The sequence below is a fragment of the Photobacterium malacitanum genome, from assembly GCF_900185615.1.
Taxonomy (GTDB): Bacteria; Pseudomonadota; Gammaproteobacteria; order Enterobacterales; family Vibrionaceae; genus Photobacterium; species Photobacterium malacitanum.
The window spans coordinates 179,907-205,560 of sequence record NZ_FYAK01000005.1 but is presented as its reverse complement, the minus strand read 5'-3'; the positions used below and the strand labels follow the sequence as shown (position 1 = coordinate 205,560).

At 42.5% G+C, this 25,654-nt stretch carries 22 protein-coding genes; 18 read left to right on the top strand and 4 right to left on the bottom strand.

What is annotated here, in order from left to right; all coding sequences use genetic code 11:
• Positions 1–3 precede the first annotated feature (3 nt).
• The 17 genes from PMAL9190_RS13255 (at position 4) to tldD (ending at position 20,720) form a co-directional block, all read left to right on the top strand.
• Positions 4–1,719: a GspE/PulE family protein gene (locus tag PMAL9190_RS13255; RefSeq protein ID WP_087845598.1), complete on the top strand. Its 1,716-nt coding sequence runs from the start codon at positions 4–6 to the stop codon at positions 1,717–1,719.
• A gap of 7 nt (positions 1,720–1,726) precedes the next feature.
• Positions 1,727–2,950: a type II secretion system F family protein gene (locus tag PMAL9190_RS13250; RefSeq protein ID WP_087845597.1), complete on the top strand. Its 1,224-nt coding sequence runs from the start codon at positions 1,727–1,729 to the stop codon at positions 2,948–2,950.
• A 273-nt stretch (positions 2,951–3,223) separates the two neighbouring features.
• Positions 3,224–3,829: a type II secretion system protein gene (locus tag PMAL9190_RS13245; RefSeq protein WP_235004362.1), complete on the top strand. Its 606-nt coding sequence runs from the start codon at positions 3,224–3,226 to the stop codon at positions 3,827–3,829.
• Between the two features lie 2 nt (positions 3,830–3,831).
• Positions 3,832–4,302: a type II secretion system protein gene (locus tag PMAL9190_RS13240; protein ID WP_087845596.1), complete on the top strand. Its 471-nt coding sequence runs from the start codon at positions 3,832–3,834 to the stop codon at positions 4,300–4,302.
• 94 nt (positions 4,303–4,396) lie between these two features.
• Positions 4,397–4,849 (top strand): type II secretion system protein, encoded by a 453-nt coding sequence (locus tag PMAL9190_RS13235; RefSeq protein WP_087845595.1) that lies wholly within the window; start codon positions 4,397–4,399, stop codon positions 4,847–4,849.
• A complete protein-coding gene (locus PMAL9190_RS13230; protein WP_087845594.1) occupies positions 4,846–5,445 on the top strand; it encodes a prepilin-type N-terminal cleavage/methylation domain-containing protein in 600 nt (199 codons plus the stop codon). The genes PMAL9190_RS13235 and PMAL9190_RS13230 overlap by 4 nt, the downstream gene beginning before the upstream one ends.
• Positions 5,445–6,206 carry a PilW family protein gene (locus PMAL9190_RS13225; protein ID WP_087845593.1) on the top strand — a complete coding sequence of 254 codons (762 nt, stop codon included), beginning with the start codon at positions 5,445–5,447 and terminating at the stop codon, positions 6,204–6,206. Before PMAL9190_RS13230 ends, PMAL9190_RS13225 begins: the two co-directional genes overlap by 1 nt.
• Complete coding sequence (locus PMAL9190_RS13220) at positions 6,196–6,630, top strand: MSHA biogenesis protein MshP (RefSeq protein WP_087845592.1); 435 nt, start codon at positions 6,196–6,198, stop codon at positions 6,628–6,630. Before PMAL9190_RS13225 ends, PMAL9190_RS13220 begins: the two co-directional genes overlap by 11 nt.
• On the top strand, positions 6,627–9,653 hold the full coding sequence (locus tag PMAL9190_RS13215; RefSeq protein ID WP_087845591.1) for a DUF6701 domain-containing protein: 3,027 nt from the start codon (positions 6,627–6,629) through the stop codon (positions 9,651–9,653). The genes PMAL9190_RS13220 and PMAL9190_RS13215 overlap by 4 nt, the downstream gene beginning before the upstream one ends.
• A 120-nt stretch (positions 9,654–9,773) precedes the next feature.
• A complete protein-coding gene (mreB, locus tag PMAL9190_RS13210) occupies positions 9,774–10,817 on the top strand; it encodes a rod shape-determining protein MreB (protein ID WP_036793121.1) in 1,044 nt (347 codons plus the stop codon).
• Positions 10,818–10,857: 40 nt separating this feature from the next.
• The gene (gene mreC / locus PMAL9190_RS13205; RefSeq protein WP_087845590.1) at positions 10,858–11,814 is read left to right on the top strand and encodes a rod shape-determining protein MreC; all 957 of its coding nucleotides are present in this window, start codon (positions 10,858–10,860) and stop codon (positions 11,812–11,814) included.
• Positions 11,801–12,289, top strand: a complete 489-nt coding sequence (gene mreD / locus PMAL9190_RS13200; RefSeq protein ID WP_060998335.1) for a rod shape-determining protein MreD — start codon at positions 11,801–11,803, stop codon at positions 12,287–12,289. Before mreC ends, mreD begins: the two co-directional genes overlap by 14 nt.
• A 122-nt stretch (positions 12,290–12,411) precedes the next feature.
• A complete protein-coding gene (locus PMAL9190_RS13195; protein WP_087845589.1) occupies positions 12,412–12,984 on the top strand; it encodes a Maf family protein in 573 nt (190 codons plus the stop codon).
• A gap of 12 nt (positions 12,985–12,996) precedes the next feature.
• On the top strand, positions 12,997–14,466 hold the full coding sequence (gene rng, locus PMAL9190_RS13190; protein WP_087845588.1) for a ribonuclease G: 1,470 nt from the start codon (positions 12,997–12,999) through the stop codon (positions 14,464–14,466).
• A gap of 22 nt (positions 14,467–14,488) precedes the next feature.
• Entirely contained in the window at positions 14,489–18,370 is a 3,882-nt protein-coding gene (locus tag PMAL9190_RS13185; RefSeq protein WP_087845587.1) for a YhdP family protein, read from the top strand.
• Between the two features lie 65 nt (positions 18,371–18,435).
• Positions 18,436–19,257, top strand: a complete 822-nt coding sequence (locus tag PMAL9190_RS13180) for a carbon-nitrogen hydrolase family protein (protein WP_087845586.1) — start codon at positions 18,436–18,438, stop codon at positions 19,255–19,257.
• 14 nt (positions 19,258–19,271) lie between these two features.
• Positions 19,272–20,720, top strand: coding sequence for a metalloprotease TldD (gene tldD, locus PMAL9190_RS13175; protein ID WP_087845585.1), 1,449 nt, complete (start codon positions 19,272–19,274; stop codon positions 20,718–20,720).
• An 89-nt stretch (positions 20,721–20,809) separates the two neighbouring features.
• On the opposite strand, the gene yjgA is transcribed toward tldD, so the two are convergent.
• Positions 20,810–21,334: a ribosome biogenesis factor YjgA gene (yjgA, locus tag PMAL9190_RS13170; RefSeq protein ID WP_087845584.1), complete on the bottom strand. Its 525-nt coding sequence runs from the start codon at positions 21,332–21,334 to the stop codon at positions 20,810–20,812.
• Positions 21,335–21,448: 114 nt separating this feature from the next.
• Between yjgA and pmbA the strand changes: the two genes are divergently transcribed.
• Positions 21,449–22,792: a metalloprotease PmbA gene (gene pmbA / locus PMAL9190_RS13165; protein ID WP_087845583.1), complete on the top strand. Its 1,344-nt coding sequence runs from the start codon at positions 21,449–21,451 to the stop codon at positions 22,790–22,792.
• A gap of 88 nt (positions 22,793–22,880) precedes the next feature.
• Here the strand turns inward: pmbA and mgtE are convergent, their stop codons facing one another.
• The 3 genes from mgtE to rapZ form a co-directional block, all read right to left on the bottom strand.
• Entirely contained in the window at positions 22,881–24,242 is a 1,362-nt protein-coding gene (gene mgtE / locus PMAL9190_RS13160; protein WP_087845582.1) for a magnesium transporter, read from the bottom strand.
• Positions 24,243–24,529: 287 nt separating this feature from the next.
• The gene (locus PMAL9190_RS13155; protein ID WP_087845581.1) at positions 24,530–24,802 is read right to left on the bottom strand and encodes an HPr family phosphocarrier protein; all 273 of its coding nucleotides are present in this window, start codon (positions 24,800–24,802) and stop codon (positions 24,530–24,532) included.
• Positions 24,799–25,650, bottom strand: a complete 852-nt coding sequence (gene rapZ, locus PMAL9190_RS13150; RefSeq protein WP_087845580.1) for an RNase adapter RapZ — start codon at positions 25,648–25,650, stop codon at positions 24,799–24,801. Before rapZ ends, PMAL9190_RS13155 begins: the two co-directional genes overlap by 4 nt.
• Between the last annotated feature and the right edge of the window lie 4 nt (positions 25,651–25,654).

Here is a 25,654-nt window from a genome sequence, read left to right as displayed (position 1 = left end):
CAGATGCAAATTCGATTACGTAAGCGTTTAGGTGATCTGTTGGTGGATGAGCACATTATTGCGCAGCAGCAACTGGATCAAGCTCTGAATCAACAACAAATCACTGGACGTAAGCTCGGTGATACCTTAATTGGAATGGGATTTCTGAGTGAACAACAACTGCTGCAATTTTTAGCCCAGCAATTAGATATTCCGTTGGTCGATCTGACTCGAATAGTGGTGGCTAGCGAGGTGGTGAACTTGCTGTCAGAGGTTCATGCACGGCGGTTACGTGCTTTAGTGATCAGTCGCCGCGGTGAGAGAGTACGGGTTGCGATGAGTGACCCCGCCGATCTGGCGATGCAAGAAGCACTGCTCAACCAATTACATCACTATCAAGTAGAGTTTGTGATCGCGCCAGAGCGGCAATTGATCACTGCGTTTGATCGTTACTATCGTCGCACCAAAGAAATTGCCTCGTTTGCTGAACAACTTAACGCAGAGCATCAAACCCAACAACATTACGGTTTTGGGTTTGATGAACAAGATAATGATGAAATGACAGTGGTGAAGCTGATCAATTCATTGTTTGAAGATGCGTTGCAAGTCGGTGCCTCAGATATTCATATTGAACCTGATGAAAATGTGCTGCGTATACGGCAGCGTATTGACGGTGTTTTACATGAAACCTTATTGAATGAAAGCAGTGTTGCATCGGCCTTGGTTCTACGGCTTAAGCTCATGAGTGGGCTTGATATTTCAGAAAAACGTTTACCTCAAGATGGGCGTTTTAATGTCAAAGTACGCGATCATTCAGTTGATATTCGATTATCGACAATGCCTGTCCAATATGGTGAATCGGTGGTGATGCGACTCTTGGATCAATCGGCCGGAATTCTCGATCTCGATCATGTTGGTATGCCAGCCGATCTTTTAGTACGTATTCGACGCCAATTAAAGCGCCCTCATGGCATGATTTTAGTTACCGGACCTACAGGCTCGGGTAAAACCACTACCTTATATGGCGCGCTTAACGAACTGAATATAGCGGGTAAAAAATTAATTACTGCAGAAGATCCGGTGGAATACCGCTTACCGCGAGTGAATCAGGTGCAGGTAAATAATAAAATCGGGCTGACGTTTTCATCGATTTTACGGACTTTTTTACGGCAAGATCCTGATGTGATTTTAGTCGGTGAAATGCGTGATCAAGAAACGGTTGAAATTGGATTGCGGGCGGCATTGACTGGCCATTTAGTACTCTCAACATTACATACCAATAATGCGATAGATAGCGCCTTACGTATGATTGATATGCAGGCACCAGGCTATTTGGTTGCTAGTGCAGTTAGAGCGGTATTAGCACAGCGATTAGTGCGGCGAGTATGCCCAGACTGTGCGCAAACCGCAGCCTTAGAAACTGAGCAAAAGATCTGGTTACAAGCACGTCAACTCGACAATGAACAGCATGTATTTAAGCTTGGGCAAGGTTGTCAAAGTTGTAACTTTACTGGCTATAAAGGTCGAATTGGAGTGTTTGAATTATTAGAAATAGATCAACTGATGATGGATGCCTTGCGCAATAATAATGCGGTACTGTTTAGCCAAATAGCCCGTGAAAGTGATGGTTACAAGCCACTGGTTGAGTCGGCATTAGCACTGGCATTAGCGGGAGTAACCAGCTTAGATGAAGTGATGTTGTTAGCTGAAGGTGACTTTGATGATTGTCGAATTGGGTAGGCTGTAAATGAAGCGTTTTCATTATCGTGGTCGTAATGCACAAGGGAAGACTTTTCGAGGTCAACTTGATGCTGTTACTCAATCGATGGCGGCGGATCAGTTGTTACGCCAAGGTATTATTCCGTTAGAGATCACACCAGCAACCAATAGCAATCACTCATCATTTACGCTGAATGATTTATGGCAACGTCAGTTACCACTTGAAATATTAGTGATTTTTTGTCGCCAATTATACAGCTTAACCAAGGCTGGCGTACCGTTGTTGCGGGCTTTTAAAGGTTTAGAACAAAGCACCAATCACCCATTATTACGCTCAACTTTAGCTGAGGTTGCAGCAGAATTAACCAATGGTCACTCACTATCTGCCGCCATGAAGCAGCATCCACGAGTGTTTTCTGATTTGTTTGTATCGATGATCCATGTTGGTGAAAATACAGGTCGTTTAGATCAGACCCTATTGCAGCTAGCGAATTATTATCAGCAAGAAATGGATACTCGGCGTCAAATAAAATCAGCCATGCGCTATCCAATGTTTGTGATGGTGGCGATTGGATTGGCGCTGGTGGTGTTAAATACGCAAGTCATTCCGCAGTTTGCTGGAATGTTTGCGCGTTTTGGGGTCGACTTACCGTGGCCAACCAAAGTGTTGATTAGTACTTCTAATGTGTTTGTTCATTATTGGCCGCTAATGATTATTTTTGGGAGCGTAACATGGGGAGGTATTCGTTTGTGGCGCAATACAGTTACAGGTCAACAGCGGTGGGATCTGTGGCGACTACGCGTACCGATTGTTGGTAGTATTGTTAATCGCGCCTTGATGGCACGTTTTTCACGTACCTTTGCATTAATGGTACGAGCGGGATTACCACTTAATCAGGCCTTAAAAATGGCCGCTGAAGCATTAGATAATCGTTTTTTAGAGCAGCGGTTATTGGACATGAAATTGGGGATTGAAAGTGGTTCAAGTATTGCCACCACTGCGGCAAAGACTGAAATTTTCACACCGTTAGTGTTACAGATGATCGCCGTCGGTGAAGAAACGGGTCAAATTGATGATTTGTTATTAGAAGCGGCTGATTTTTACGAGCGCGAAGTTGATTATGATCTCACCACGCTTACTGCGCGTATTGAGCCACTATTATTATTAGTGGTATCGGCAATGGTGTTATTACTGGCGCTGGGTATTTTCTTACCGATGTGGGGAATGCTGGATGTCGCTAATAGTGGCTGATATTTATAAAATGTGGTGCGCTAATGTTATTTTTTGTAATTGATTAAAATATTAATTTACTACTAATAATTATATTAACTATTTAATTAATGGTTAATGTTAAATATAACACCCCTGCCATTCTAAAATGGAATACCAATAGTATTAATAGGTATTTTTCCTGTTTATTTTCTATTTAAATTAAATGGTTACAAAAAATTGCTGGCAATATTTTGACAAGGTGAGAAAATATTCGAATAGATTTTTGACAGTTTATGTTGTTAGGAATAACTATTGTCAACCCAACATAAAAGCTGGTCATTTATTGAATTAATTATTGTGATGGCCATGATTAGTTTATTAATCGCCTTCGCGTTACCACGACTAATTAATATTATTCAGCAAGCTAAACAAGCCGCTATTGTAACTATTAGTGGTAATTTTTCGACGGCGGTTCTTTCTGCGCGAATGCAGTGGGAAACAGATGGTCGTCCTCAAATGGCTAAGGATAATAATATTGTAAATTATGATGGTAGTGTTTTTAAATTAACGCCAATGACAGCCAAGCAGTCAGTATTGATTGGTTATCCGTTTGCATTGTTAACCAGTAACACTGTTAACGTCAATCACATAACAGCTCAAGATTGTGTTGATTTAATCAGCCATTTATTACAGCCCGCACCGTTAGCAACAGCGATTAGTGCTGATGCGGCAATGGGGAAATATGCTTTTTTCGCCACCGTTGAACGCCAATATGGCGAACAACGGTGTCGTTATTATCAGCTAGCAACCGTTAGCAATTATCGCTTCGATGCAATCAATGTTATTGCCGGGCATTCATTTACTTACATACCGACTCAAGGTCGAGTTGAAGTGAATTTACATCAAACAAAGGACTAGTTATGAAACGTCAAAACGGTTTTACATTAATTGAATTGGTAGTGGTGATTGTAATTCTAGGCATTTTAGCCGTTACTGCCGCACCAAAGTTTTTGAACTTACAAGACGATGCGCGTGCGTCATCACTGCAAGGCCTAAAAGGTGCGATTGATGGTGCAGCAGGGATCACTTACGGTAAGGCTGCGATTCAGGGTGTTGAGAGTGTTTCTAAAGCCGCTACTACTTTTGATAATATCGAGATCATTTATGGTTACCCAACAGCAACATCGGCAGCATTAGCAGCAGCAGTGACAGGTCTTGCTGATGATTGGAAAGTGGTTGCTGCTCCAACCAATGGTGAAATTAAATATACTTACAAAAGTAACGATGCAACTGATACATGTATCGTGACTTACACGCAAGCAACAAGTCCATCAGCTGCGGCTTCTACTTCGATTACATATGGCCCAGGTTGTACTGAACCAGCAAAATAAAAACTGACATTTAGCGCTCTGCGGAGCGCTATTTAATGATGTTATTTTTATTTGAAATAGCATCATTAAATACTATTTAGCAAAGGTTAACGCTGTGGCGCGACAACAAGGGTTCACCTTAATTGAACTGGTGATGGTGATCATTGTATTAGCCATTATTTCTGTTACGGCTGCCAGTCGTTATGCGTCTCAATCAAGTTTTAGCGCTGAGCTAATTCGCGATCAAGCGATCTCAATCGCTCGTCAAATTCAAATTAGCGCCATGCAACAGCAACAGTTAGCCTGTGCCTCTTTGACCATCACTGAGTCGTTATTTGGTTGTGCTACTCAGCAAACTGCTGCCAATTATCTTATAACCACCAACGATCAGGTTACGATCACCCCCCACTATTTTATTGCTTTTAATTTACTTGGGCAGCCCCTCAATGCCCAAGGTGAGCGCCAGTGTATGACCGGGTGCGAGATCAGCTTTACTGCCACTAATAATAATCAGGTGCAAATGTGCATTAATCAGCAAGGTTATATTCATAGCGGAGTGTGTTTATGAACCGCCGAAGTCATCCAACGCAAGCAGGATTTACGCTGATTGAAATGATCATTAGCTTGGTTATTTTTGCGATGGCAATGGTGGTGTTAAGCCGATTTTTATTTCCACAAATTGCGTTGTCAGCTGAGCCGCATTATCAAGCGCGAGCGGCGGCATTAGCTAATGCGATGATGAATGAAATTTTGGCGCGTAAATTTGATGCTAACAGTGATGATAATGGTGAGCAGATCCGTTGTGATGATACTCAAGATTTGCAAGGTGTTGAAATTGATAATCCTTGTGCAATCACTCTCGTTGCCAACACCGAGCAGCAGCAACTTACTACGGTTGATGATTATATTGGCTGTTGGCAGGGCAAGAGTGCGAGCTGTCAAGCTGGCAATGGTCGCCCCTTAAGTAATGCGCTGGGAAATTCAATTGCTGCTGATTACCGCCATTTTACGGTAACTGTGGCTATTTTTTACGATAACAATCTCACCAATAATCCCAATCCGACTACAGCTGTAACCCCACATAATTATAAGCGGATTAATATGGTGGTTGATAGTGGCCGCTATGGTCGTTACTCGTTCAGTGCATACCGAGGCAACTATTAATGCAGTTACGGCGCGCGCAAGGATTTACCTTGATCGAATTGATCATGGTGATGGTAGTAATGGCGATTATTACTATTGGTATTGGTCATTTTGTTAGTTTGGGGACTGAGGGCTATTTACAAACTCGCGATCGCGAACAACTACAATCTCAAGCGCGATTTGCGGTTGAACGGGTCGCGCGTGAGCTACGCAATGCAGTGCCCAATAGCCTTGAAATTATTAATAATGGTCAATGTTTATCGTTTAAGCCGATTCAGTTCAGTGGCGATTATAGTAATCAAAGCTTAACGGATATTACGGCGATCATCGGCTATGTGACGCAGACTACCGAACCTGTTTTTCAACCTCAGATGCAGTTAGTTATTAACCCTCATAAACCTCAAGATTTTGATGTTGCTAGTGATCACGTTGCGACAGTTACGGCGATAAATAAAGGAGCAGCCGCTAATCAATGGCAGTTTGAGCTTGATGGCCAGCATCGCTTTGATAGTGGTTCATTGGCACAGCGTTTTTACACCTATACCCACAGTGTTAAGTTTTGCATTGAGGATAATAGCCTGACCCGTACCACAATCGATAATGCGGGCACGCAATCACAACCGGTATTAGTTGCTCAATATCTCGATAGCCGTTTGTCGATGTTTAGCATTGATAATGCCGCCCTTGCACGCAGTGCATTAGTCGCGTGGCAATTTACTTTTACTCGTAATGGTGAATCAAGCCGTTATAACCATACTGTACAGGTGATGAATGCGCCGTAATTGTTCTCCATTAGCAATCAAACAAACTGGCAGCGCTTTAGTGGTGGTTATTTTTATTATTACCGTGATGGCGATGATGGCCGCTGCGATGATCAAAATTAATGCCTCACAAGCTGTAACCACCACCCAAGAAATACTGGGCACTCGAGCGTGGTTTGCGGCTCACAGCGGGATTGAAATTAGTCTTAATAAATTATTCCCGATTGGTGATCCTAAGCAAATGTTAACTTGTACTGTGATTTCTAAGCAGATCCCGCTGGTGGATTTTGATGGCTGTGAGGTCAGCGTGGAATGTAATGAGTTTGCAGGTGATAGTGCGGAGACTACACGACGGATCCAACTGCGTAGTACAGGACATTGTGGCAGTGGTCAGTATCAAGTTAAGCGCCAGCAACAAGTGTGGGTTAAGGGATTGCTACAATGAGAGGGCATTTTTTTATCGGTGTTTTATGGTTATTATTTTTGACTCCATTATTTGTTAATGCTGCGAGTGATGCTAATCAAAACCCAAGCGTAATGAATCTATCACAGAGTAATATTACAAATGATATGTGTGCTTTATTTCCAGGACCAGTACAAACTTGGCAAGGTTCTGCTGGTAAGTTTGAGGGAAGTCATAAACTTAATATAACTGGCACTGCAATTATAAATAGTAACCATTATATTGGTTTTAATACGGTTAAAAATACAAGTGGCTCCAACAGTCATGTTAATGATTTTTGTGAAGGTAAATCTTGTCAGCCGATAGGTGAAAATAAAAATCTTTATGCTGAAAAAATAAAATTAGATTTATGGCCTCAAGTTGATGATGGTAATTTATCTAAACAACGAGATTTCGGTAATAAAAAAATATTTTGGTTTAATACCATTAATTTAAGTAATAAAAATATTGTATTCCCTTCAGGATCTGTTGTGCATGTGAAAAAGATGACGCTGAATAATTCGTCATTATCTTCAGAATCTAAAAAAGCTGATGATTTATTAATATTTGTGCATGATTTAAAACCTAGCCAAGATATTCTGCATGAGTGGGTTGATTTAAATGCAGGCACTCAAGTTACGGCGTTAATTTATTCAGAACGTAATTTATTCATGTCTAATGGTAATAATACAAAAGTAACGCGTGTTACTGGTGCAGTAACTGCTCCTAATTTGGTAATGACAGGTAAAAAAAATAAATTACGGACTGAAATTATTGGTCAAAGTACGTGCTTTGAAGCCCAACCTGAATATCAATTAGCAATGACTCCACCCGTTGCAACCTCAACCTTGTGTGAACCTCAGAAAATAGAGTTTTTAGTCTCAAAAGTTGGCGCTAGTAACTCTGATTTTAAAGGTGATATCTCATTTAGTATTAGCTCTGCGACGGGCGGTAAATGGGCGCGTAATGTCGAGCTTAATAATCCCCAAACATTTGGTGTTGGTTCTTCAGATTTTGTACTGACAAATAGTGACTTAAGAAGTGCTATTTGGTTACAACCCAATGGCGCTGAAACGGTGACTGTTACGGCATCGATTGCTGATATGGCGGGTGATAAGCCGGTAGGGATATATAGTTTCATTCCGGGTGGTTTTAGTGTCACTCCCAATAACAATAATATTATTGCTGGTCAGCCATTTTCGGTAACGGTTAAAGCGGTGGCTTGCGCTAATCAACCCAATCTTAATGATGCTGTTATTACTCAATATAGTGGTGTTAAACAACTTGAGTTTGATACTCGTTATTTAGCGCCATCTCAAGGTCAATATCATGTTGGTGCGGTGAGGGATGACAATGAGTTATCGTCATTAAAGGTGAATTTTACCAGTGGTATCTCTGACCCTATTCAAATGCGCTATCGTGACGCTGGTAGTGTCAATTTAGTCGTTAAAGATAAAACCTGTACCAGTGACTATTGTGAGTTGATAACGACCAAAGCTAATCAACTTAAAGTTACCGATCTTCCGCAAGGATTGGTGGGCGAAGCGAGTCTGCACTCGCGTCCGTGGACTTTTGCGATCTGCCCTCAAGCTGGCGACAGCTTTATTGGCACGACAAACAGTGGCAATGGCTTAGTCGCTGCTGGTGATGCTTTTGTGATGCGGGCTAAGCCACTGCAATGGCAAGTAGGTGATAGTTCTGATGAAGCCGTCGTTATTGATGTTAGCAATGATAAATATTGCCAGCGACCGATTACGCCAAACTTCTTTGCTCAAACTGCGCCCGTTGCTACGGTGACGGCAAAAATTGCAGGTATTCACTCACCAGTGAATGGTGAACGAGGAAAATTGAGCGGTACGGTATCACACCAGAACACAGAATTTCATGATGATGCAGTGCTATTTAATGATTTGCGTTGGAGTGAGGTTGGCAGTGTCAATTTAGGGCTTGAAAGCTCTGCTTATTTAGGGATGGATATCAATCCTAGCCAGCGTGCTGTTGGGCGTTTTTATCCAAAACAGTTTGTTATTAAAGACAGTGCTATCATTAATGCTCATACTGAATCAACAACACCTTTTACTTATATGGATCAGGCTTTTGAGGTTGATTTTACCGTCGAAGCGCAGAATGCGACTGGCGAACCAACTCATAATTACAGCGCATTTGCTCCGCGATTAAAAGAAAGTTTGCTATTAACTGCGGTCGATCTTAATCAAAATAGACCATTAAATGATGTCAGTATGCGGCTCGATCAATCCAATTTAAGCACTGGATGGCAGCATCAATGGCAGCAAGCGCAGCTTACTATCAAGGATGGCGAGCTGGCATTTACACGGTTACTACAACCCAATAATAAATTAGCCACAACGACAACTACCGCAGATGGTCCATTTAAGATTGGTTTAGGTTTGTCTGTGATACCGCGAATTGACTGCTCAGCGTTAGGCTGTACAGATTTTGCCAACAAGACCCAGCCCTTGCAACGCTATAATCAGCCCCAAAGGTTAACTGCGCCTTTAAAAGGCGAGCTGGATAGTCGTTATGGACGCATGGTGCTCGATGATGTCAGTGGTGTGTTTGATCAACCGCTGACGATGCCATTAAAGGTTGAATATTGGAATGGTGATCAGTTTACGATTAATGCCGATGATAGTCGCTCAGGTTTTAATAGTAATTTATCATGCAAACAGATGATTTATGATACTTCAAAGCCGCATGATAAAGCCCATTTTATCTCAACCAGTGGTGATGTTAATTACGGTAAAAGTTATGCATTAAAGGTATCGCCCGGAGTGGCAGAAAATGACCCATATTTAAAACAGCAATGGCGATTTTGGATACGTATTGCTTATCAAGCAGCGACTGATATTGGTTGCTCTGAAAACAATAAACAATATCAACCATGGCTGACATTTAATTGGCGTGGGGTTGGTGATGAAGACCCTTCAGGGCTGGTCACCTTTGGCAGTTATCGAGGTAATGATCGTATCATTTATCGCTCGGAAACGGCCGTAATCAACCCATAGCACAAATAAATTGCGTGTCTAGACGCGGTTTCGCGATCCATATCTTGTTTCACTTGGTTGCACTTGATACATTGAGCGCAATTTACGATTTTTTAACGCTTGCAGGAATAGCTGAAGACTATGTTTAAGAAGCTTCGTGGCATGTTTTCCAATGACTTGTCTATTGACTTGGGCACAGCCAACACCCTTATTTATGTCAAAGGACAAGGAATTGTTCTTGATGAACCCTCTGTTGTGGCTATTCGTCAAGATCGCGCGGGGGCAACCAAAAGTGTTGCTGCAGTAGGCCATGATGCCAAATTGATGCTTGGTCGTACGCCAGGTAATATTGCCGCCATTCGTCCAATGAAAGACGGTGTTATTGCCGATTTTTACGTAACTGAAAAAATGCTGCAGCACTTTATTAAACAAGTGCATGACAATAGCTTTTTACGCCCAAGCCCACGTGTATTAGTGGCAGTACCTTGCGGTTCAACTCAAGTTGAGCGCCGTGCAATTCGTGAATCAGCACAAGGTGCTGGTGCGCGTGAAGTGTATTTAATTGATGAGCCAATGGCAGCTGCAATCGGTGCTGGAATGCCAGTATCAGAAGCAACAGGTTCAATGGTGATCGATATCGGTGGTGGTACGACTGAAGTTGCGGTTATTTCATTAAATGGTGTGGTGTACTCATCATCAGTACGTATCGGTGGTGATCGCTTTGATGAAGCGATTATTAACTATGTACGCCGTAATTACGGTAGTTTGATTGGTGAAGCTACTGCTGAACGTATTAAGCATGAAATTGGCTCGGCATATCCGGGTGATGAAGTGCGTGAAATTGAAGTTCGTGGTCGTAATCTTGCAGAAGGTGTTCCACGTAGCTTTACGCTAAACTCAAATGAGATTTTAGAAGCATTGCAAGAGCCGTTAACTGGGATTGTGTCTGCAGTAATGGTTGCACTTGAGCAGTGTCCACCTGAACTCGCTTCTGATATTTCAGAACGCGGTATGGTGTTAACGGGTGGTGGCGCATTGTTGCGTGATCTTGATCGTCTGCTGACTGAAGAAACAGGAATTCCGGTTGTCGTAGCCGAAGACCCATTAACGTGTGTAGCACGTGGCGGCGGTAAAGCACTGGAAATGATTGATATGCATGGTGGCGATCTCTTCAGCGAAGAATAATACTATCATAGGTGTTTAACTAAACAGGTTATAGCGTTATATGAAACCTATATTTGGCAGAGGTCCATCTCTGCAATTACGCCTGTTTCTTGCGATATTATTATCGGCTAGCTTAATGCTAGCCGATAGTCGTCTTGGTGCTTTTGCCAATATTCGTTATTTATTGAATTCGGCGGTTGCGCCATTGCAATATGCTGCTAATTTACCGCGTGAAATGTTAGATGTCCTGCGGGGACAATTCAGTTCTCACCAACGATTATTGACAGAGAATAAAGCATTAAAACGTGATTTATTAGTCATGAAAAGTAATGTGTTATTACTTGATCAATTACAGCAAGAAAATCAGCGTTTAAGAAGTTTACTCGGTTCTCCATTTGTTCGCGACGAGCGTAAAATGGTAGCAGAAGTGATGGCGGTTGATTCTGATCCTTATCGTTATCAAGTGATGATTAATAAAGGCCGTATTGATGGCGTTTATGAGGGCCAGCCAGTCATTAACGATAAAGGTATTGTCGGACAGGTTTCTTATGTCGGAGCACATAATAGTCGCGTATTATTATTAATCGATCCGACTAATGCTATTCCAGTGCAGGTTGTTCGTAATGATATTCGTGTTATTGCGACAGGTGGTGGTCGTGATCAGCAAATATTGTTAGAACATGTACCAAGTAGCACCGACATAAAGAAAGGCGATTTACTGGTCAGTTCTGGCTTAGGTGGTCGTTATCCAGAAGGTTATCCAGTAGCACGAGTAACATCGTTCTCATTTGATAATCAGCGTCCATTTGCAAAAATTACTGCCAAAGCGACGGTGCAATTTGATCGTTTACGGTATCTATTATTAGTGTGGCCAACAGATCGCGTTAAAACCAACGCTCAGCCTACGGTTAACAAGGCTGCTCCAGCTGCGGCTATTGAAGCTGTCGCGCCAGCAGCAGTAACAACAGCGGCTCCTGTGGCGCCAACACCAGAAAAGGTAAATCATGCCAACCAATAAAGCACATGGTCGAATCTGGATTTGGCTATCATTTTTATTTGCGTTAGTGCTACAAGCTGTACCGTGGCCTGGAGAGCTTGAACCTTTTCGACCGTCATGGGTCGTATTAGTGACTTGCTACTGGGTGTTAGCATTGCCGCATCGAGTCAATGTTGGTACCGCGCTGGTTGTGGGCTTATTGTGGGATTTAACCTTAGGCTCAACACTGGGTGTACGTGGCTTAATGTTGTCAGTGATTGCTTATATTATTGCGCTCAACTTTAGAGTATTACGTAATTTATCGCTCTGGCAACAAGCTATCGTGATAGCATTATTATCAGTGGCCGCTAAATTAATTGAATTTTGGGCTGAATATTTAGTTTCAAATATTAGTTTTTATCCGCAACAGCTGTGGGCGGCATTATTAAACTTTATATTATGGCCATGGCTATTTTTATTATTACGCCGCATTCGACGTAAATTAGCGATTCGCTAGTGACGATGAATATTATAGGGGGGGAAGCCAGACGGTGTTCCCCCTTGTTCTTTTGGCGCAATAATTGCCACATTCTTTTATAGACTATTTTTAAATTACCTATTATTTAACACAGGATAATTATGGCAGCTATTCAACTTTATCTTGCCTCTGGTTCGCCGCGTCGAATGGAGCTTTTGACGCAACTTGGTTATCACTTTGAGCGCATAGTGGTTGATGTTGAAGAGTGCCACCAAGATCAAGAAACAGCGGCACAGTATGTGCAACGCTTGTCACGCGATAAAGCATTCGCGGGCGTAAAAGCAGCAGCTAATGACATTCCAGTCCTCGGTGCTGATACTATTGTTGTGGTAGATCAACAAATTCTAGAAAAACCTGTCGATTTTGACGATTCAGCGCGTATGCTGAGGTTATTATCAGGACGGCAGCATCAAGTGATGACCGCAGTCACTTTAGCAACATCATCACACAGTCAAACCTGTCTAGTGACCACTCAAGTGTGGTTTAAGACTTTGTCCGATAACGATATAAAAAAATACTGGCAAAGTGGTGAACCGCAAGATAAAGCCGGAAGTTATGGCATTCAAGGCATTGGTGGCAAATTTATTACCCGTATTGACGGCAGTTTTTATGCTGTGATGGGGTTACCCTTAGTGGAAACCGACATCATGGTGCAAGATTTTTTAAAGTTATAAGTAGAGGCAACCATGGGCACTGAGCTGCTAATAAATGTGACGCCGAGTGAAACGCGTGTCGCAATGATAGAGGGGGGTGTTTTGCAAGAGATTCACATTGAACGTGAATCAAAGCGAGGCATCGTCGGTAATATTTACAAAGGACGTGTAAGTCGCGTGTTACCCGGAATGCAGGCTGCATTTGTGGATATTGGCTTAGATAAAGCCGCATTTTTACATGCGTCAGATATCGTTCCCCACACTGAATGTGTGGCTGAAAACGAAAAAAAACAATTTAAAGTTCGTGATATCTCTGAGCTCGTTCGTCAGGGACAAGATATTGTGGTGCAGGTGGTTAAAGATCCTCTTGGCACTAAAGGCGCGCGTTTAACGACTGATATCACATTGCCATCACGCTATTTAGTGTTTATGCCTGGCGCAAGTCATGTTGGTGTTTCCCAGCGAATTGCTTGTGAAAAAGAACGCGATCGTTTGAAAAAAGCAGTGGCGCAGCATTGTGATCATCTTGGTGGTTTTATTATTCGTACTGCCGCTGAAGGAGCAGATCCTGATGAAGTCGCTCAAGATGCTGCATTCCTTAAGCATTTATGGCGTAAGGTGATTGAGCGTCGAGCGAAATACAAGCCACGCTCAATGCTCTATGGTGAGCTAGGATTGGCGCAGCGCATTCTGCGTGATTTTGTCGGCACTGAAATTAACTATATTCAGGTCGATTCACGAGTTGCGTTTGATAAGCTTAAAGAGTTTACGGATGAATTTGTGCCTGAAGTTACCGAAAATATTGAATATTATTCCGGTGATCAGCCTATTTTTGATCTCTATGATACTGAAGCTGAAATTCAACGTTCACTTGATCGTAAAGTGGAAATGAAATCTGGTGGCTATTTAATTATTGATCAAACTGAAGCCATGACCACCATCGATATTAATACTGGCGCCTTTGTTGGCCGACGTAATCTCGATGAAACTATTTTTAATACTAATATTGAAGCCACTAAAGCCATTGCTCGTCAATTACGCTTACGTAATCTTGGCGGTATTATCATTATCGACTTTATTGATATGGCATTGGAAGAGCATCAACGGCGAGTATTACAGGCATTAGAGCAAGCCTTATCATTTGATCGCGTGAAAACCAATATCAATGGTTTTACTCAGCTAGGTTTGGTTGAAATGACCCGTAAACGTACGCGTGAAAGTATTGAGCATGTATTGTGTAATACTTGCCCATCTTGTGAAGGCCGCGGTACGGTTAAAACCGTTGAAAGTGTGTGCTATGAAATTTTACGAGAAATTACTCGTGTAAACCGTGCTTATGATGCCGATCGATTTGTGGTTTATGTATCCTCGGCAGTCGGTGATACATTAGCGGGTGATGAATATCATGCGCTAGCAGAGTTAGAAGTGTTTATCGGTAAGCAAGTAAAAATCAAACCAGAGCCTCTTTATACTCAAGAGCAGTTTGATGTTGTGATGATGTAATGTACTCAATGAGGAAGTAACAGTGCCTAAGATTCTCGTACGCCTTGTACGGGGTGGTTTATGGTTAATAGTGATCACATCATTACTATTAGCATCGGTAATCACCAGTTTAAGGTTACTGCTTCCTCACCTCAATGATTACCGCCAGCCGATTGCCCAATGGGTATCTCAGCAGGCGGACATTTCGTTAAAATTAACCCATATTCAAGGCCGCTGGCACACAGCTGGTCCAGCCTTAACTGTACGTGGTATTTCGATATCTTCGCCAAATGGTACTCAGCCGTTAGCAACCATTGGCAAGGTTGGGTTTTATTTTGATATTTGGCATTCAGCCTTGCATTTACGGCCTATTTTTAAACAAGTTACCATCAGTCAGGTGAATGTTGATCTAACCAAAATAAAGCCCTCAGCAGCGAAACCTGACGTTGCCAACACGAGTTTAGCGCAACGGGTAGAGCAGCTGTTTTTTACCCGCTTAGGTGAGTTTCAGCTTCTCGATTCATCAGTATCATTTGTGGCACCTTCTGGCGCTTCGCAGCAACTTAATATTAAGCAGCTGGATTGGGCCAATGTCGGTGGACGTCATTTAGCGCAAGGTAGTATTAATTTTACTAATACCGATCTTGGTCAGTTAGCGATTAAAGCCAACCTCTCAGAACAGGGGGGGCTAAATAGCTTATCTGGCCGTTTATATATCAAAGGTGAGCATGTTTCGGTGACGCCATGGCTTAATAAGCAGTTAGCTGGAGTGGCAAATATTACTCACAGTGAAATTGGAGTTGAGGCGTGGTTAGCGTTAAAAGATGGCCAGATTGAAAGCAGCCAAGCCAAGATCAATAACAGTACGATTGATTGGCAAGCGGGTAACCAACAACATCAAATTAATATTAAACGTGGGTTGGTAGCATTAAGACCGATTCGCTTAGCTGATGGCTCAAGAAGTTGGCGCATTGACACTGAAAAATTTGCTATTTATACCGATGATATTGCATGGCCAACGTTTGATATTGCAGGTCAACTACGGTTTGGCGATCAAGACCAGCTTCAGCAGTGGAAGTTAGCATTAAGTAATATTGCCCTACAGCGATTATTACCTTTAATCAACTTTCTGCCTTCGACTAATTCGATGGTTAAGACGCTGCAGCAACTGCAACCGAGTGGATTATTAACTCAAATTCGAGTGGCAGGGCAAGCCAATAAAGTGCCACGATTCTCGTTTAAGGTGCAACAATTAAGTGTGAAACCATGGCAATGGATCCCTGGAATTAATCACTTAAATGCCACTATTGCTGGCGATGGTCAGCAGGGCAAAGTGACCATCGATACGGCCGCGGATAGTTTTGCTTATGAACGTGTGTTTGCCAAACCACTAAAAGTTAATCAAGCGCAAATTGAAGCTTATTGGCATCGAAGTGCGCAAGCGACCACTTTTTGGAGTGATCATCTTGCTATCGCGACACCTGATCTAACCTTTGCTGGTCAAGCTCGTGTTGATATGCCAGTTAATGCGCCAACGTGGTTATCGTTATATGGCGAAGCTAATGTGAACGATGCGGGTCAAACGTGGCGTTATTTACCACGACCTGCACTTGGTAATGATCTTACTGATTATTTATCAAAGGCAATTAAAGGCGGACAAGTGAAATCAGCCCGCATTCTATGGTATGGCGCTTTGAATGATTTTCCTTACCAACATCATGATGGTGTGTTTCAAGCATTTGTACCATTAACGCAGGCCAAATTTAGTTTTGATCCACAATGGCCATTGTTGCGTGATATGCAGCTTAATTTGTTATTTGAAAATGACAAAATGTATATTGATTCTCATCATGTCAAAACATTGGCTGCCTATAGTCCTAAGGTTGTTGGGGAGGCTGATCTCACTCCAAACGGTGCGCTGAAATTAGCGATTGATCTGGCTGCAACAGGGCCGCAAGTTCAGCAATATATGCTCAATAGTCCGTTAGCAGACTCGGTGGGGAGTGCGTTAACAACCATTGAGGTTGCAGGGCCTGTAACCGCGAAATTGAATTTAAATATTCCCTTTAATGGCACTGACGTAGATGCTAGCGGTAAGGTGTATTTTAAACATAATCCTATCACGTTAACGACGCCTCATTTAGCGATAGACAATGTCAATGGCAGTTTGAGTTTTAAAAATAGCGCGATTAAAGCCCAAGGGCTGACGGGAATGCTATATCACCAACCAATTCAGTTTGGTTTTCATGGTGATCATGTAAACAATACGCCTGAATATAAGGTTAATGTTAGTGTCGGTGGTCAATGGCAACTTGCTAAATTAAAAGACTATTTACCGTCAATTGTGACCGATAATGTGACTGGTCGTAGTGATTGGCAAGCGCAAGTTGGGGTTAATATTAACGCTAAACATGTTAGCTATAATGTTGCGGCTACCTTGCCTTTAAAGCAGGTGCGTAGTCAATTACCGTATCCGTTGCAGCAGCCTCAAGATACAGCTGCACTGACAGTACACGTGAATGGCGATGCATCTCATTTGTATGCGCAAGCTTTATTGCCCGATGTGGCGTACCAAGCTCAAATGTCATTATTAACCCCAGTGCCTAAAATCACTGCCAGTAATCTAACTGTCGGTAAAAGAAGTCTATTAACTCAGCCATTGCAGGGGCAATTAGTGCAACTTAATAGTCGTAAATTTAACGCAGATCTATGGCTGAGTTTGATAAAAAGCACACCCGCGAGTGAGGTTAAATCTTCAGCAACCAATCACAGCAATGAATTTTCATTACCTTTACCAACGCGAATAACAGCCAAAGTGGCTAAATTAACCTTAGGCGGATTGGATTGGCATCAAGTTAATAGCGTAGCAACACGTGGTCAAGGATGGTCGATAAAACTGGCGTCACGAGAAGCTGATGGTTATATCTCGTGGGTTCATGATCAGCCGTTAAATGTGATTTTGAAATCGTTACATCTTAATTTGCCACAATTAAATCAGCAGCCGCCAGCTGCATTGTTAACGCCACTATTAGCGACCAAGCAACCTTCAACAGTCGCGACTGCGAATGATCGTAGCATTATGGCAGCAATTCCGAAAATAGACTTATCGATTGCTGATGCATGGTTACAAGGCTATCGCTTAGGAGCGGTGACGGCGACGTTAACTAAGCGGCATAACCAGTTGCAATTACAACAGCTTAAAATTAAATCTGGTAATGTGAGTCTAAAAGCGAGTGGTGATTGGAGTATTGCTAAGCACCATAATCACACCAAACTTGATGTGGCTATCAGTGGCAGCAATAGTACGGACTTATTAGATAGGTTTGGTATTTCAGGCAGCGTCCAGAATGCGCCATTTAATACTCATGTAATGGTTAACTGGCAAGGTACACCGTGGAGTATTGATCGACGTACATTAAATGGCAAAGTCAGTACTGATATTGGTAAAGGGATCGTCAGTGGTGTCGGTGGTGCTGGACGATTATTGGGGTTATTTAGTCTAGATTCAATTATTCGAAAAATGAAACTCGATTTTTCTGGAGTCTTTGATAACGGTTTAGCGTTTAACTACATTCGCGGTAATGGCACCATCAAAGACGGTATTTTTGATAGTAATAATATCAAGATGCAAGCGTTAGCCGGTGATATGTATATCAATGGTAAAGTGAACTTAATCGATGAAAAGGTTAATGCTAACGTTAAATTTATTCCTGATTTCACCTCAGGATTACCAGTGATGACAGCCTTTGCTGCTGCTCCGCAAGTGGCGTTATATGTGCTTGCAATATCAACCGTATTATCACCAGTGTTAGATGTTATTACACAGGTGAATTACCAAGTTACCGGGCCGATAGCCGCGCCGAAAGTGGTTGAGCGCTCACGTTTAGAAGGTGAATATAAAATACCAGAGAACAGTAAGTTTTAAGCTGTTACTTTGGTTACGGTAGCAATGAATATAATTGATTTTATTTATCGTTCAGGGAGATAGCCATGACAAAGATTGGTGTAGTACAAATGAATTCAGGCACTGATCCTGAGCGTAACCTGAGCCAATTAAAGAAGTTTATGCAAGGGTTACAACTCCAAGGGGCTAAGTTAGTTGTTACTCCTGAAAATAGCGTTGTTTTTGGTAGTAAAGCAGACTACCGACGTTGGGCTGAACCCCTTGGTGATGGTCCGCTGCAACAGCAATTATCTCAGTTTGCGCATCAGTTAGGGATTTGGTTACTGATCGGCTCAATGCCAATTTTACAGCCTGATGGTAGCATTACCACCACTGCGGTGCTGTTTGATGATCACGGTAAAATTCAGGCGCATTATAATAAAATGCATATGTTTGATGTCGATGTTGCTGATAAACATCAGAGTTATCGAGAATCAGACACTTTTAAGGCCGGCGATGATATAAAAGTTATCGATACCCCATTTGGCAAGCTTGGATTATCGATTTGTTATGACATTCGTTTTCCACAACTTTATGGCGAGTTACGTCAGCAAGGTGCTGATATTATTGTTATTCCTGCAGCATTTACTAAGTTAACTGGGCGTGCTCATTGGGAAGTGCTAGTTCGAGCGCGAGCGATTGAAACGCAGTGTTGGGTTGTGGCTGCAGCGCAATGGGGCGAGCACAATGAAACGCGAGAAACGTGGGGACATTCAATGATTGTTGATCCATGGGGACAAGTGGTTGCTTGCCAACAACAAGGAACGGGTGTCCTGACAGCAAATGTTGATTTACAATTAGCAAATAAGATCCGTACCAATATGCCAGTGGCTGATCATGCTCGCTTGGTGTTCAGTCATATTCAATAATTAAGAGCAAATTAATGACCCTTAACACAGTAGAAAGTACCATGCTTGACCAGTCAGGTCTTGGTCGTGATGAATTGCATAACATTCTTGGCTTAATTGCTACTCGTGATGTTGATTATGCTGATATTTATTTTCAGTCATGCTGGCATGAATCATTAGTTTTAGAAGACAGTATCATTAAAGACGGTTCGTTTAACATTGATCGTGGTGTTGGTGTGCGTGCTGTTGCGGGTGAGAAAACCGGTTTTGCTTACTCAGATCAAATTAACTCATTAGCACTCACTCAAAGCGCCAAAGCTGCACGTGGCATTGTACGTCAAGGTGGTAACGGTAAGGTTCAGACATTTGCACCAATGGCATCGTCAGGCATTTACTCTGCGATTAATCCACTCGGTAGCTTTGATAAATACCAAAAAATAGCCTTGCTTGAAGAAATAGATCGCTATATTCGTACTAAAGAGCCGCTAGTGACTGAAGTCTCTGCCAGTATTAACGGTGTTTATGAAGAAGTGCTGGTGGCAGCATTAGATGGCACTTATGCAGCAGACATTCGTCCATTAGTGCGGTTATCGATCAGTGTTCTGGTTGAAAAAGGTGATAAGCGTGAACGTGGTAGCGCTGGTGGCGGTGGTCGTTATGGCTACGAGACATTTCTAGCACAAGATGCAAGTGGTAAAAGCCAAGCGATCTTTTTTGCCGATGAGGCGATTCGTCAAGCATTGGTTAACCTTGAGGCTGATGCAGCGCCTGCTGGAACCATGCCGATTGTTCTTGGTGCAGGTTGGCCAGGGGTGTTATTGCATGAAGCGGTTGGGCACGGTTTAGAAGGTGATTTTAACCGTAAAGGTTCGTCAATGTTTGCCGGTCAAATAGGGCAGCAAGTGACTTCGCCATTATGTACCATTGTCGATGATGGTACGTTAGTTGATCGTCGTGGTTCAATCAATATTGATGATGAAGGTACACCTGCTCAACATAATGTACTGATCGAAGGCGGTAAACTTAAAGGCTATATGCAAGATAAGTTAAACGCTCGTTTAATGGGGGTTGCACCTACAGGTAATGGTCGTCGTGAATCCTATGCCCATTTACCAATGCCACGCATGACCAATACTTATATGTTGCCTGGTGAACATACACCAGAAGAAATCATAGCCAGTGTTAAACATGGTATCTACGCCCCCAACTTTGGCGGTGGTCAGGTAGATATTACTTCTGGTAAATTTGTCTTCTCTGCTTCAGAAGCTTACTTAATTGAAAACGGTAAAGTTACTCGTCCTATTAAAGGTGCGACCTTAATTGGTAGTGGCATTGAAGCGATGCAGCAGGTGTCGATGGTCGGTAACGATCTTGATATTGACCGTGGTGTCGGTGTGTGTGGTAAAGCCGGCCAGAGCGTACCTGTTGGCGTTGGTCAGCCCACATTGAAGATTGACTCAATGACAGTGGGTGGTACTGAATAACAGTTGGCGCTGTCTGAGCGCCGCAAAGAAATAAAAATGCCAGCAGTCATGCTGGCATTTTTGTTATTCGTTACTGTTAATGACGCTAATTAGTCATCAAGGTAGAGCGCTTTTAGGCACTGAAATATCTCACGATACGCTTTGCCTGGTTTTTCCTGAGCCTTTTCTTTGGCTGCTTGACGCATCAATTGGCGCAGGTGTTGGCGATCAGCGTTTGGATGATCAACCATAATTGCATTTAACATGCTGTCACCATTTTCAATCAGCTTATCACGTTTGATTTCAAGCTTTTTAAGGGCAACAGTGTGTTGTGAGTGCTTATTGTTTAATTTATCAAGTGCTGCTTGGATCGGTTCTAGATCCAAGTGACGCATCTGCTTACCAATAAATTGCAATTGACGACGGCGTGCTTCTTTACTAAAGCGTTGGGCGTCTTTAATTGCGATCATCATTTCGTCATCTAATGGCACTTTTGCTAGTGCGTTAGGTGTTAGCTCAACTAGTGCTTCACCAATTTTTTGCAACTCTTCCATGTCGCGTTTCATTTCAGACTTACTTACCCAGATGATTTCTTCTTCTTCATCCCAAGGGGCTTTTTTGTTTTTACGGCTCATAAATGGGCTCACTCATTGTATCAATAGTTCTATTTTATCAGTTTAATAACGATTTTGGGCGTAAATTACATTATTCTATAACTAATAAGCTAAACCCTAACCTTAAGTGATTGTATGGATGTAAGAGAACAGGTTGCTCATCAGCGTGTTGAACTTGAAGCTGCGGTAGCAAAAGCGCTTGAAGTTGCTGGTAAACAGGCTGATGCAGCCGAAGTAGCCATTAACAAAACAACAGGTATCAGTGTCTCAACTCGCATGTGTGAAGTTGAAAATGTTGAATTTAATAGCGATGGTGCGCTTGGCATTACCGTTTATCGCGGTAACCGTAAAGGCAGTGCCTCAACATCAGACTTAAGTGAAGCGGCTATTGCTCAAACTGTAGCGGCTGCGCTAGATATTGCAAATTATACTTCTGAAGATCCGTTTGCAGGCCCTGGCCCTGCGGAATTGATGGCACGTGATATTCCGGATTTAGACTTGTTTCACCCTGACGAGCCTGAGCCAGATCATGCAGCAGCTGTTGCGATTGCCGCTGAAGAAGCGGCATTAGCATTTGATCCGCGCGTAAAACAAAGTGATGGTGCAAGCTATGACAGTCACTATGGTGTCCGTGTTTATGGTAATAGTCACGGCATGTTAGCCAGTTATGCCTCTAGCCGTCATAGCATTAGTTGCTGCGTTATCGGTGAAGGTAAAAATGGCAATATGGAGCGTGATTATAGCTATACTACTTCACGTTTAGCCTCTGATATGTGGACGCCTGAACGTGTTGGTCGTCATGCAGCAGAGCGTACTGTCAGCCGAATTGATCCACAAAAACTGACTACGCGTGAAGCTCCAGTGATGTTTGCTGCTGATATTGCGACAGGATTATTTGGTCATTTAGTGATGGGTATTAGCGGCGCGAATTTATACCGCAAGTCATCATTTTTACTTGATAAACTTGGCGAGCAGATTTTCCCTGAGTGGTTAAATATCAGTGAACGTCCTCATATTCTGCGTGGCATGGCAAGTACCCCGTTTGATAGTGAAGGTTTGGCAACTTATGATCGTGAAATCATCACCGATGGCGCGCTACAGACATATTTATTGACCAGCTATGCGGCGCGTAAAATGAAGATGCAGCCAACAGGCCATGCAGGTGGTATTCATAACTGGTTAGTATCATCAACAGGTGAAAGCTTTGAGCAAATGCTAAAGAAGATGGATCGTGGTTTGTTGGTGACTGAGTTGATGGGCCAAGGAGTTAACATTATCACAGGCGATTACTCGCGTGGTGCTGCTGGCTTCTGGGTTGAGAATGGTCAGATTCAATATCCGGTTTCTGAAATTACCATTGCCGGTAATCTTAAAGATATGATGCAAAATATTGTTGCTATTGGCAGTGATACTGAGATGCGCAGCCAGATCCTTACCGGATCAATGTTGTTAGATTCAATGAAAATTGCCGGTGAATAATCGTTGTTTATGACGTGATTTTTTCCCAATAAAAAAGTCCAAATCAAGTACTTGATTTGGACTTTTTTTATTCACGAATTATCACAGGTTAAGGCGTAATAAAGACCGTAGCTAAACCTAAAAACACCATTAAGCCGACAATATCAGTACAGGTTGTCAGTGCCATACCGCCAGCAAGTGCGGGGTCAATTTTGAGTTTTTTAAGCCCAATGGGAATTAATACTCCAGCCACACCAGCAACAAATAAGTTTGCTAGCATTGCTCCTGCCATGATCGCACCAAGTATCAAGCTGCCTTTCCAGACAAAGACCACCAAGCCGATAATTAATGCCCATACAAAACCATTAATTAATCCCACGCGTGCTTCTTTACTCAATAACCAGCCTGTATTGGTATCACCGATATGGCCAACAGCAAGACCACGAATAACCAGTGCTACGGTTTGGTTACCAGCAACACCACCCATTGATGGTACAATCGTCATCAATACCGCTACCGTTGCCATCTGTTGTAAAGTGTTTTCAAACATGTTGGAAACAGAGGCTGCAGCTAAAGCCGTTAGAACGTTAACACCTAACCAAATACTACGGCTTTTGGCCGATTTTAATACCGGTGCAAAGGTATCTTCGTCGTCATCCATACCAGCCATGGACATCATCGAGTGTTCCGCTTCTTCACGGATCAAGTCAACCACGTCATCGATAGTAATACGACCGACAAGGTGATTATTAGCATCAACGACCGGCGCTGAAATCCAATTTCGACGTTCAAAGATATTGGCTATTTCACTGTCAGCCATATCAACCGCAATCGCTTCATCAGCATCTTCCATCACATCTTTAATTTCGATGTCAGGTTGAGTTGTGATCAAGGTTGATAGTGATAGGTGACCAATTAAAATTTGTTTTTCATCTATTACATACAGAGAGTCAGTAGCCTCTGGAAGTTCACCACGCATACGTAAATAACGTAATACCACATCGGCAGTTACGTCACCACGAATCGTGATAAAGTCAGTACTCATCATGCCACCGGCTGTATCTTCCGGATAGGCGAGTGCTGCTTCAATACGATGACGATCGGTGGCATCCATTTGTGCCAATACTTCTTGGTAACGCTCATCAGAGAGGCTACGAAGTACGTATGCGACATCATCGCTTTCCATCCCCTCGGTAACAGCAGCCAGCTTCTCTGGCTCCATTTGCGAGACGATACCATCTTTTACATCTTCAGAAAGTTCATCAAGAATTTCACCTTGCTCTTCCGGATCCGTCAATTGCCATAAGACTTGACGTTCTTTCGGTGGTGATGCTTCTAACAGATGAGCAATATCCTCCGGCTCCATATCTTGGAGTAACCGTCGAACATGGACAAACATACCGTTTTCAAGCGCTTTGTTGACTTCTTGGAGTGTGTGATGGGTTTGATCTTGTTCTAATACATCCGCCATAGGTATTAGGCCCACTTATATTTGATGGCGCAATAAGCTGAATTTTAACGTAATCAGTTAGCTTTTGTCTTGTGCTGATTGATATTTAATTCGCCATAAAATGGCAAAGTATAGCCCATACGCATGAAAAACATGGTGAGATAGCTACTTTTCATGCTTTTTCTCTACCAATAACGCACTAAAAGGCGTATTAGATGATAATCTATCACACGCAAAAAAAAGTCATTAAACTAAAAAAAACAAACCACAATTTATCATCAAAGATTGATTGTTAGTGAGATAGGCTATTAATTATCTTCGTCAAAGCCAGCTTCAATGAGATTGGCAACCGCAATCAGGGCTGATTGCGCATCTTGACCTTCAGCACTGACCATGATTTTTTGGCCTTGAGCAGAATCAAGCATCAATAATCCCATTACACTATCAGCAGTGGCACTGTTAGTACCATTGGTGATAGTAATAACCGCTTCAAAGCTTTGGGCTAGCTCAACTAACTTAATTGCGGCTCGAGCATGAAGCCCGAGCCGATTACGTATAAATAATTCACGACTGATGGTCATTTATAATTTTCCAGCGTGCGGTGACGTACCTGCACTTGTTGGCCTTGCTGAGTAAAATAGTCAGCTAGTTGCTGGGCGATATAAACTGAACGATGTTGTCCACCGGTACAGCCAATAGCAACCGTAACATAACTACGGTTATTCTTTTCTAGCATCGGTAACCAAGTTTCAATGAAATTACGCAATTGGTAATTAAGTTTATTGACTTCAGCGTGAGCAGCTAAGAAATCTTTAACACCTTGATCAAGACCCGTTTGTGGTTTGAGCTCTGGCACCCAATGCGGGTTTGGTAAGAAACGGACATCAAATACGTAATCAGCATCTGAAGGAAGACCATGTTTAAAGCCAAAAGATTCAAAGACTAAAATCAATTCACGCGCTTCACGGCCAAGTACTCGCGCGCGGACCGTTTCACTTAAATCGTGAATTGAACGGTTGGTGGTATCAATGACGAGATCGGCATGTTCTTTAAGCTCACTTAGTAACGCGCTTTCAGATTGAATCGCTTGTTCTAAGCTCATATTATGCCGAGATAGAGGATGTAAACGGCGTGTTTCACTGTAGCGTTTGACCAGTTCTTTATCATCAGCATCAAGAAAAATAACGTTGATATCAACATCACTGGCTAAATTTTTAAAAATGGCCTCAAGCTCACCTTGATGGGGGGGCATATTACGAATATCGATGCTAACAGCAATATCTTGTTCGTTATTGGCTATATCATTTACAAATTGTGGCAGTAGGTGTACGGGAAGGTTATCAACACAGTAATATCCTAAATCTTCTAGCACGCGTAGCGCGACCGATTTTCCCGAACCTGAGCGGCCACTAACAACCATTAACCTCATGGTT

Coding starts and splice junctions, on each gene's coding strand:
- PMAL9190_RS13255 (WP_087845598.1), top strand. CDS start 4: ATGCAAATTCGATTACGTAAGCGTTTAGGTGATCTGTTGGTGGATGAG.
- PMAL9190_RS13250 (WP_087845597.1), top strand. CDS start 1,727: ATGAAGCGTTTTCATTATCGTGGTCGTAATGCACAAGGGAAGACTTTT.
- PMAL9190_RS13240 (WP_087845596.1), top strand. CDS start 3,832: ATGAAACGTCAAAACGGTTTTACATTAATTGAATTGGTAGTGGTGATT.
- PMAL9190_RS13230 (WP_087845594.1), top strand. CDS start 4,846: ATGAACCGCCGAAGTCATCCAACGCAAGCAGGATTTACGCTGATTGAA.
- PMAL9190_RS13225 (WP_087845593.1), top strand. CDS start 5,445: ATGCAGTTACGGCGCGCGCAAGGATTTACCTTGATCGAATTGATCATG.
- PMAL9190_RS13220 (WP_087845592.1), top strand. CDS start 6,196: ATGCGCCGTAATTGTTCTCCATTAGCAATCAAACAAACTGGCAGCGCT.
- PMAL9190_RS13215 (WP_087845591.1), top strand. CDS start 6,627: ATGAGAGGGCATTTTTTTATCGGTGTTTTATGGTTATTATTTTTGACT.
- mreB (WP_036793121.1), top strand. CDS start 9,774: ATGTTTAAGAAGCTTCGTGGCATGTTTTCCAATGACTTGTCTATTGAC.
- mreC (WP_087845590.1), top strand. CDS start 10,858: ATGAAACCTATATTTGGCAGAGGTCCATCTCTGCAATTACGCCTGTTT.
- mreD (WP_060998335.1), top strand. CDS start 11,801: ATGCCAACCAATAAAGCACATGGTCGAATCTGGATTTGGCTATCATTT.
- PMAL9190_RS13195 (WP_087845589.1), top strand. CDS start 12,412: ATGGCAGCTATTCAACTTTATCTTGCCTCTGGTTCGCCGCGTCGAATG.
- rng (WP_087845588.1), top strand. CDS start 12,997: ATGGGCACTGAGCTGCTAATAAATGTGACGCCGAGTGAAACGCGTGTC.
- PMAL9190_RS13180 (WP_087845586.1), top strand. CDS start 18,436: ATGACAAAGATTGGTGTAGTACAAATGAATTCAGGCACTGATCCTGAG.
- tldD (WP_087845585.1), top strand. CDS start 19,272: ATGACCCTTAACACAGTAGAAAGTACCATGCTTGACCAGTCAGGTCTT.
- yjgA (WP_087845584.1), bottom strand. CDS start 21,334: ATGAGCCGTAAAAACAAAAAAGCCCCTTGGGATGAAGAAGAAGAAATC.
- pmbA (WP_087845583.1), top strand. CDS start 21,449: ATGGATGTAAGAGAACAGGTTGCTCATCAGCGTGTTGAACTTGAAGCT.
- mgtE (WP_087845582.1), bottom strand. CDS start 24,242: ATGGCGGATGTATTAGAACAAGATCAAACCCATCACACACTCCAAGAA.
- PMAL9190_RS13155 (WP_087845581.1), bottom strand. CDS start 24,802: ATGACCATCAGTCGTGAATTATTTATACGTAATCGGCTCGGGCTTCAT.
- rapZ (WP_087845580.1), bottom strand. CDS start 25,650: ATGAGGTTAATGGTTGTTAGTGGCCGCTCAGGTTCGGGAAAATCGGTC.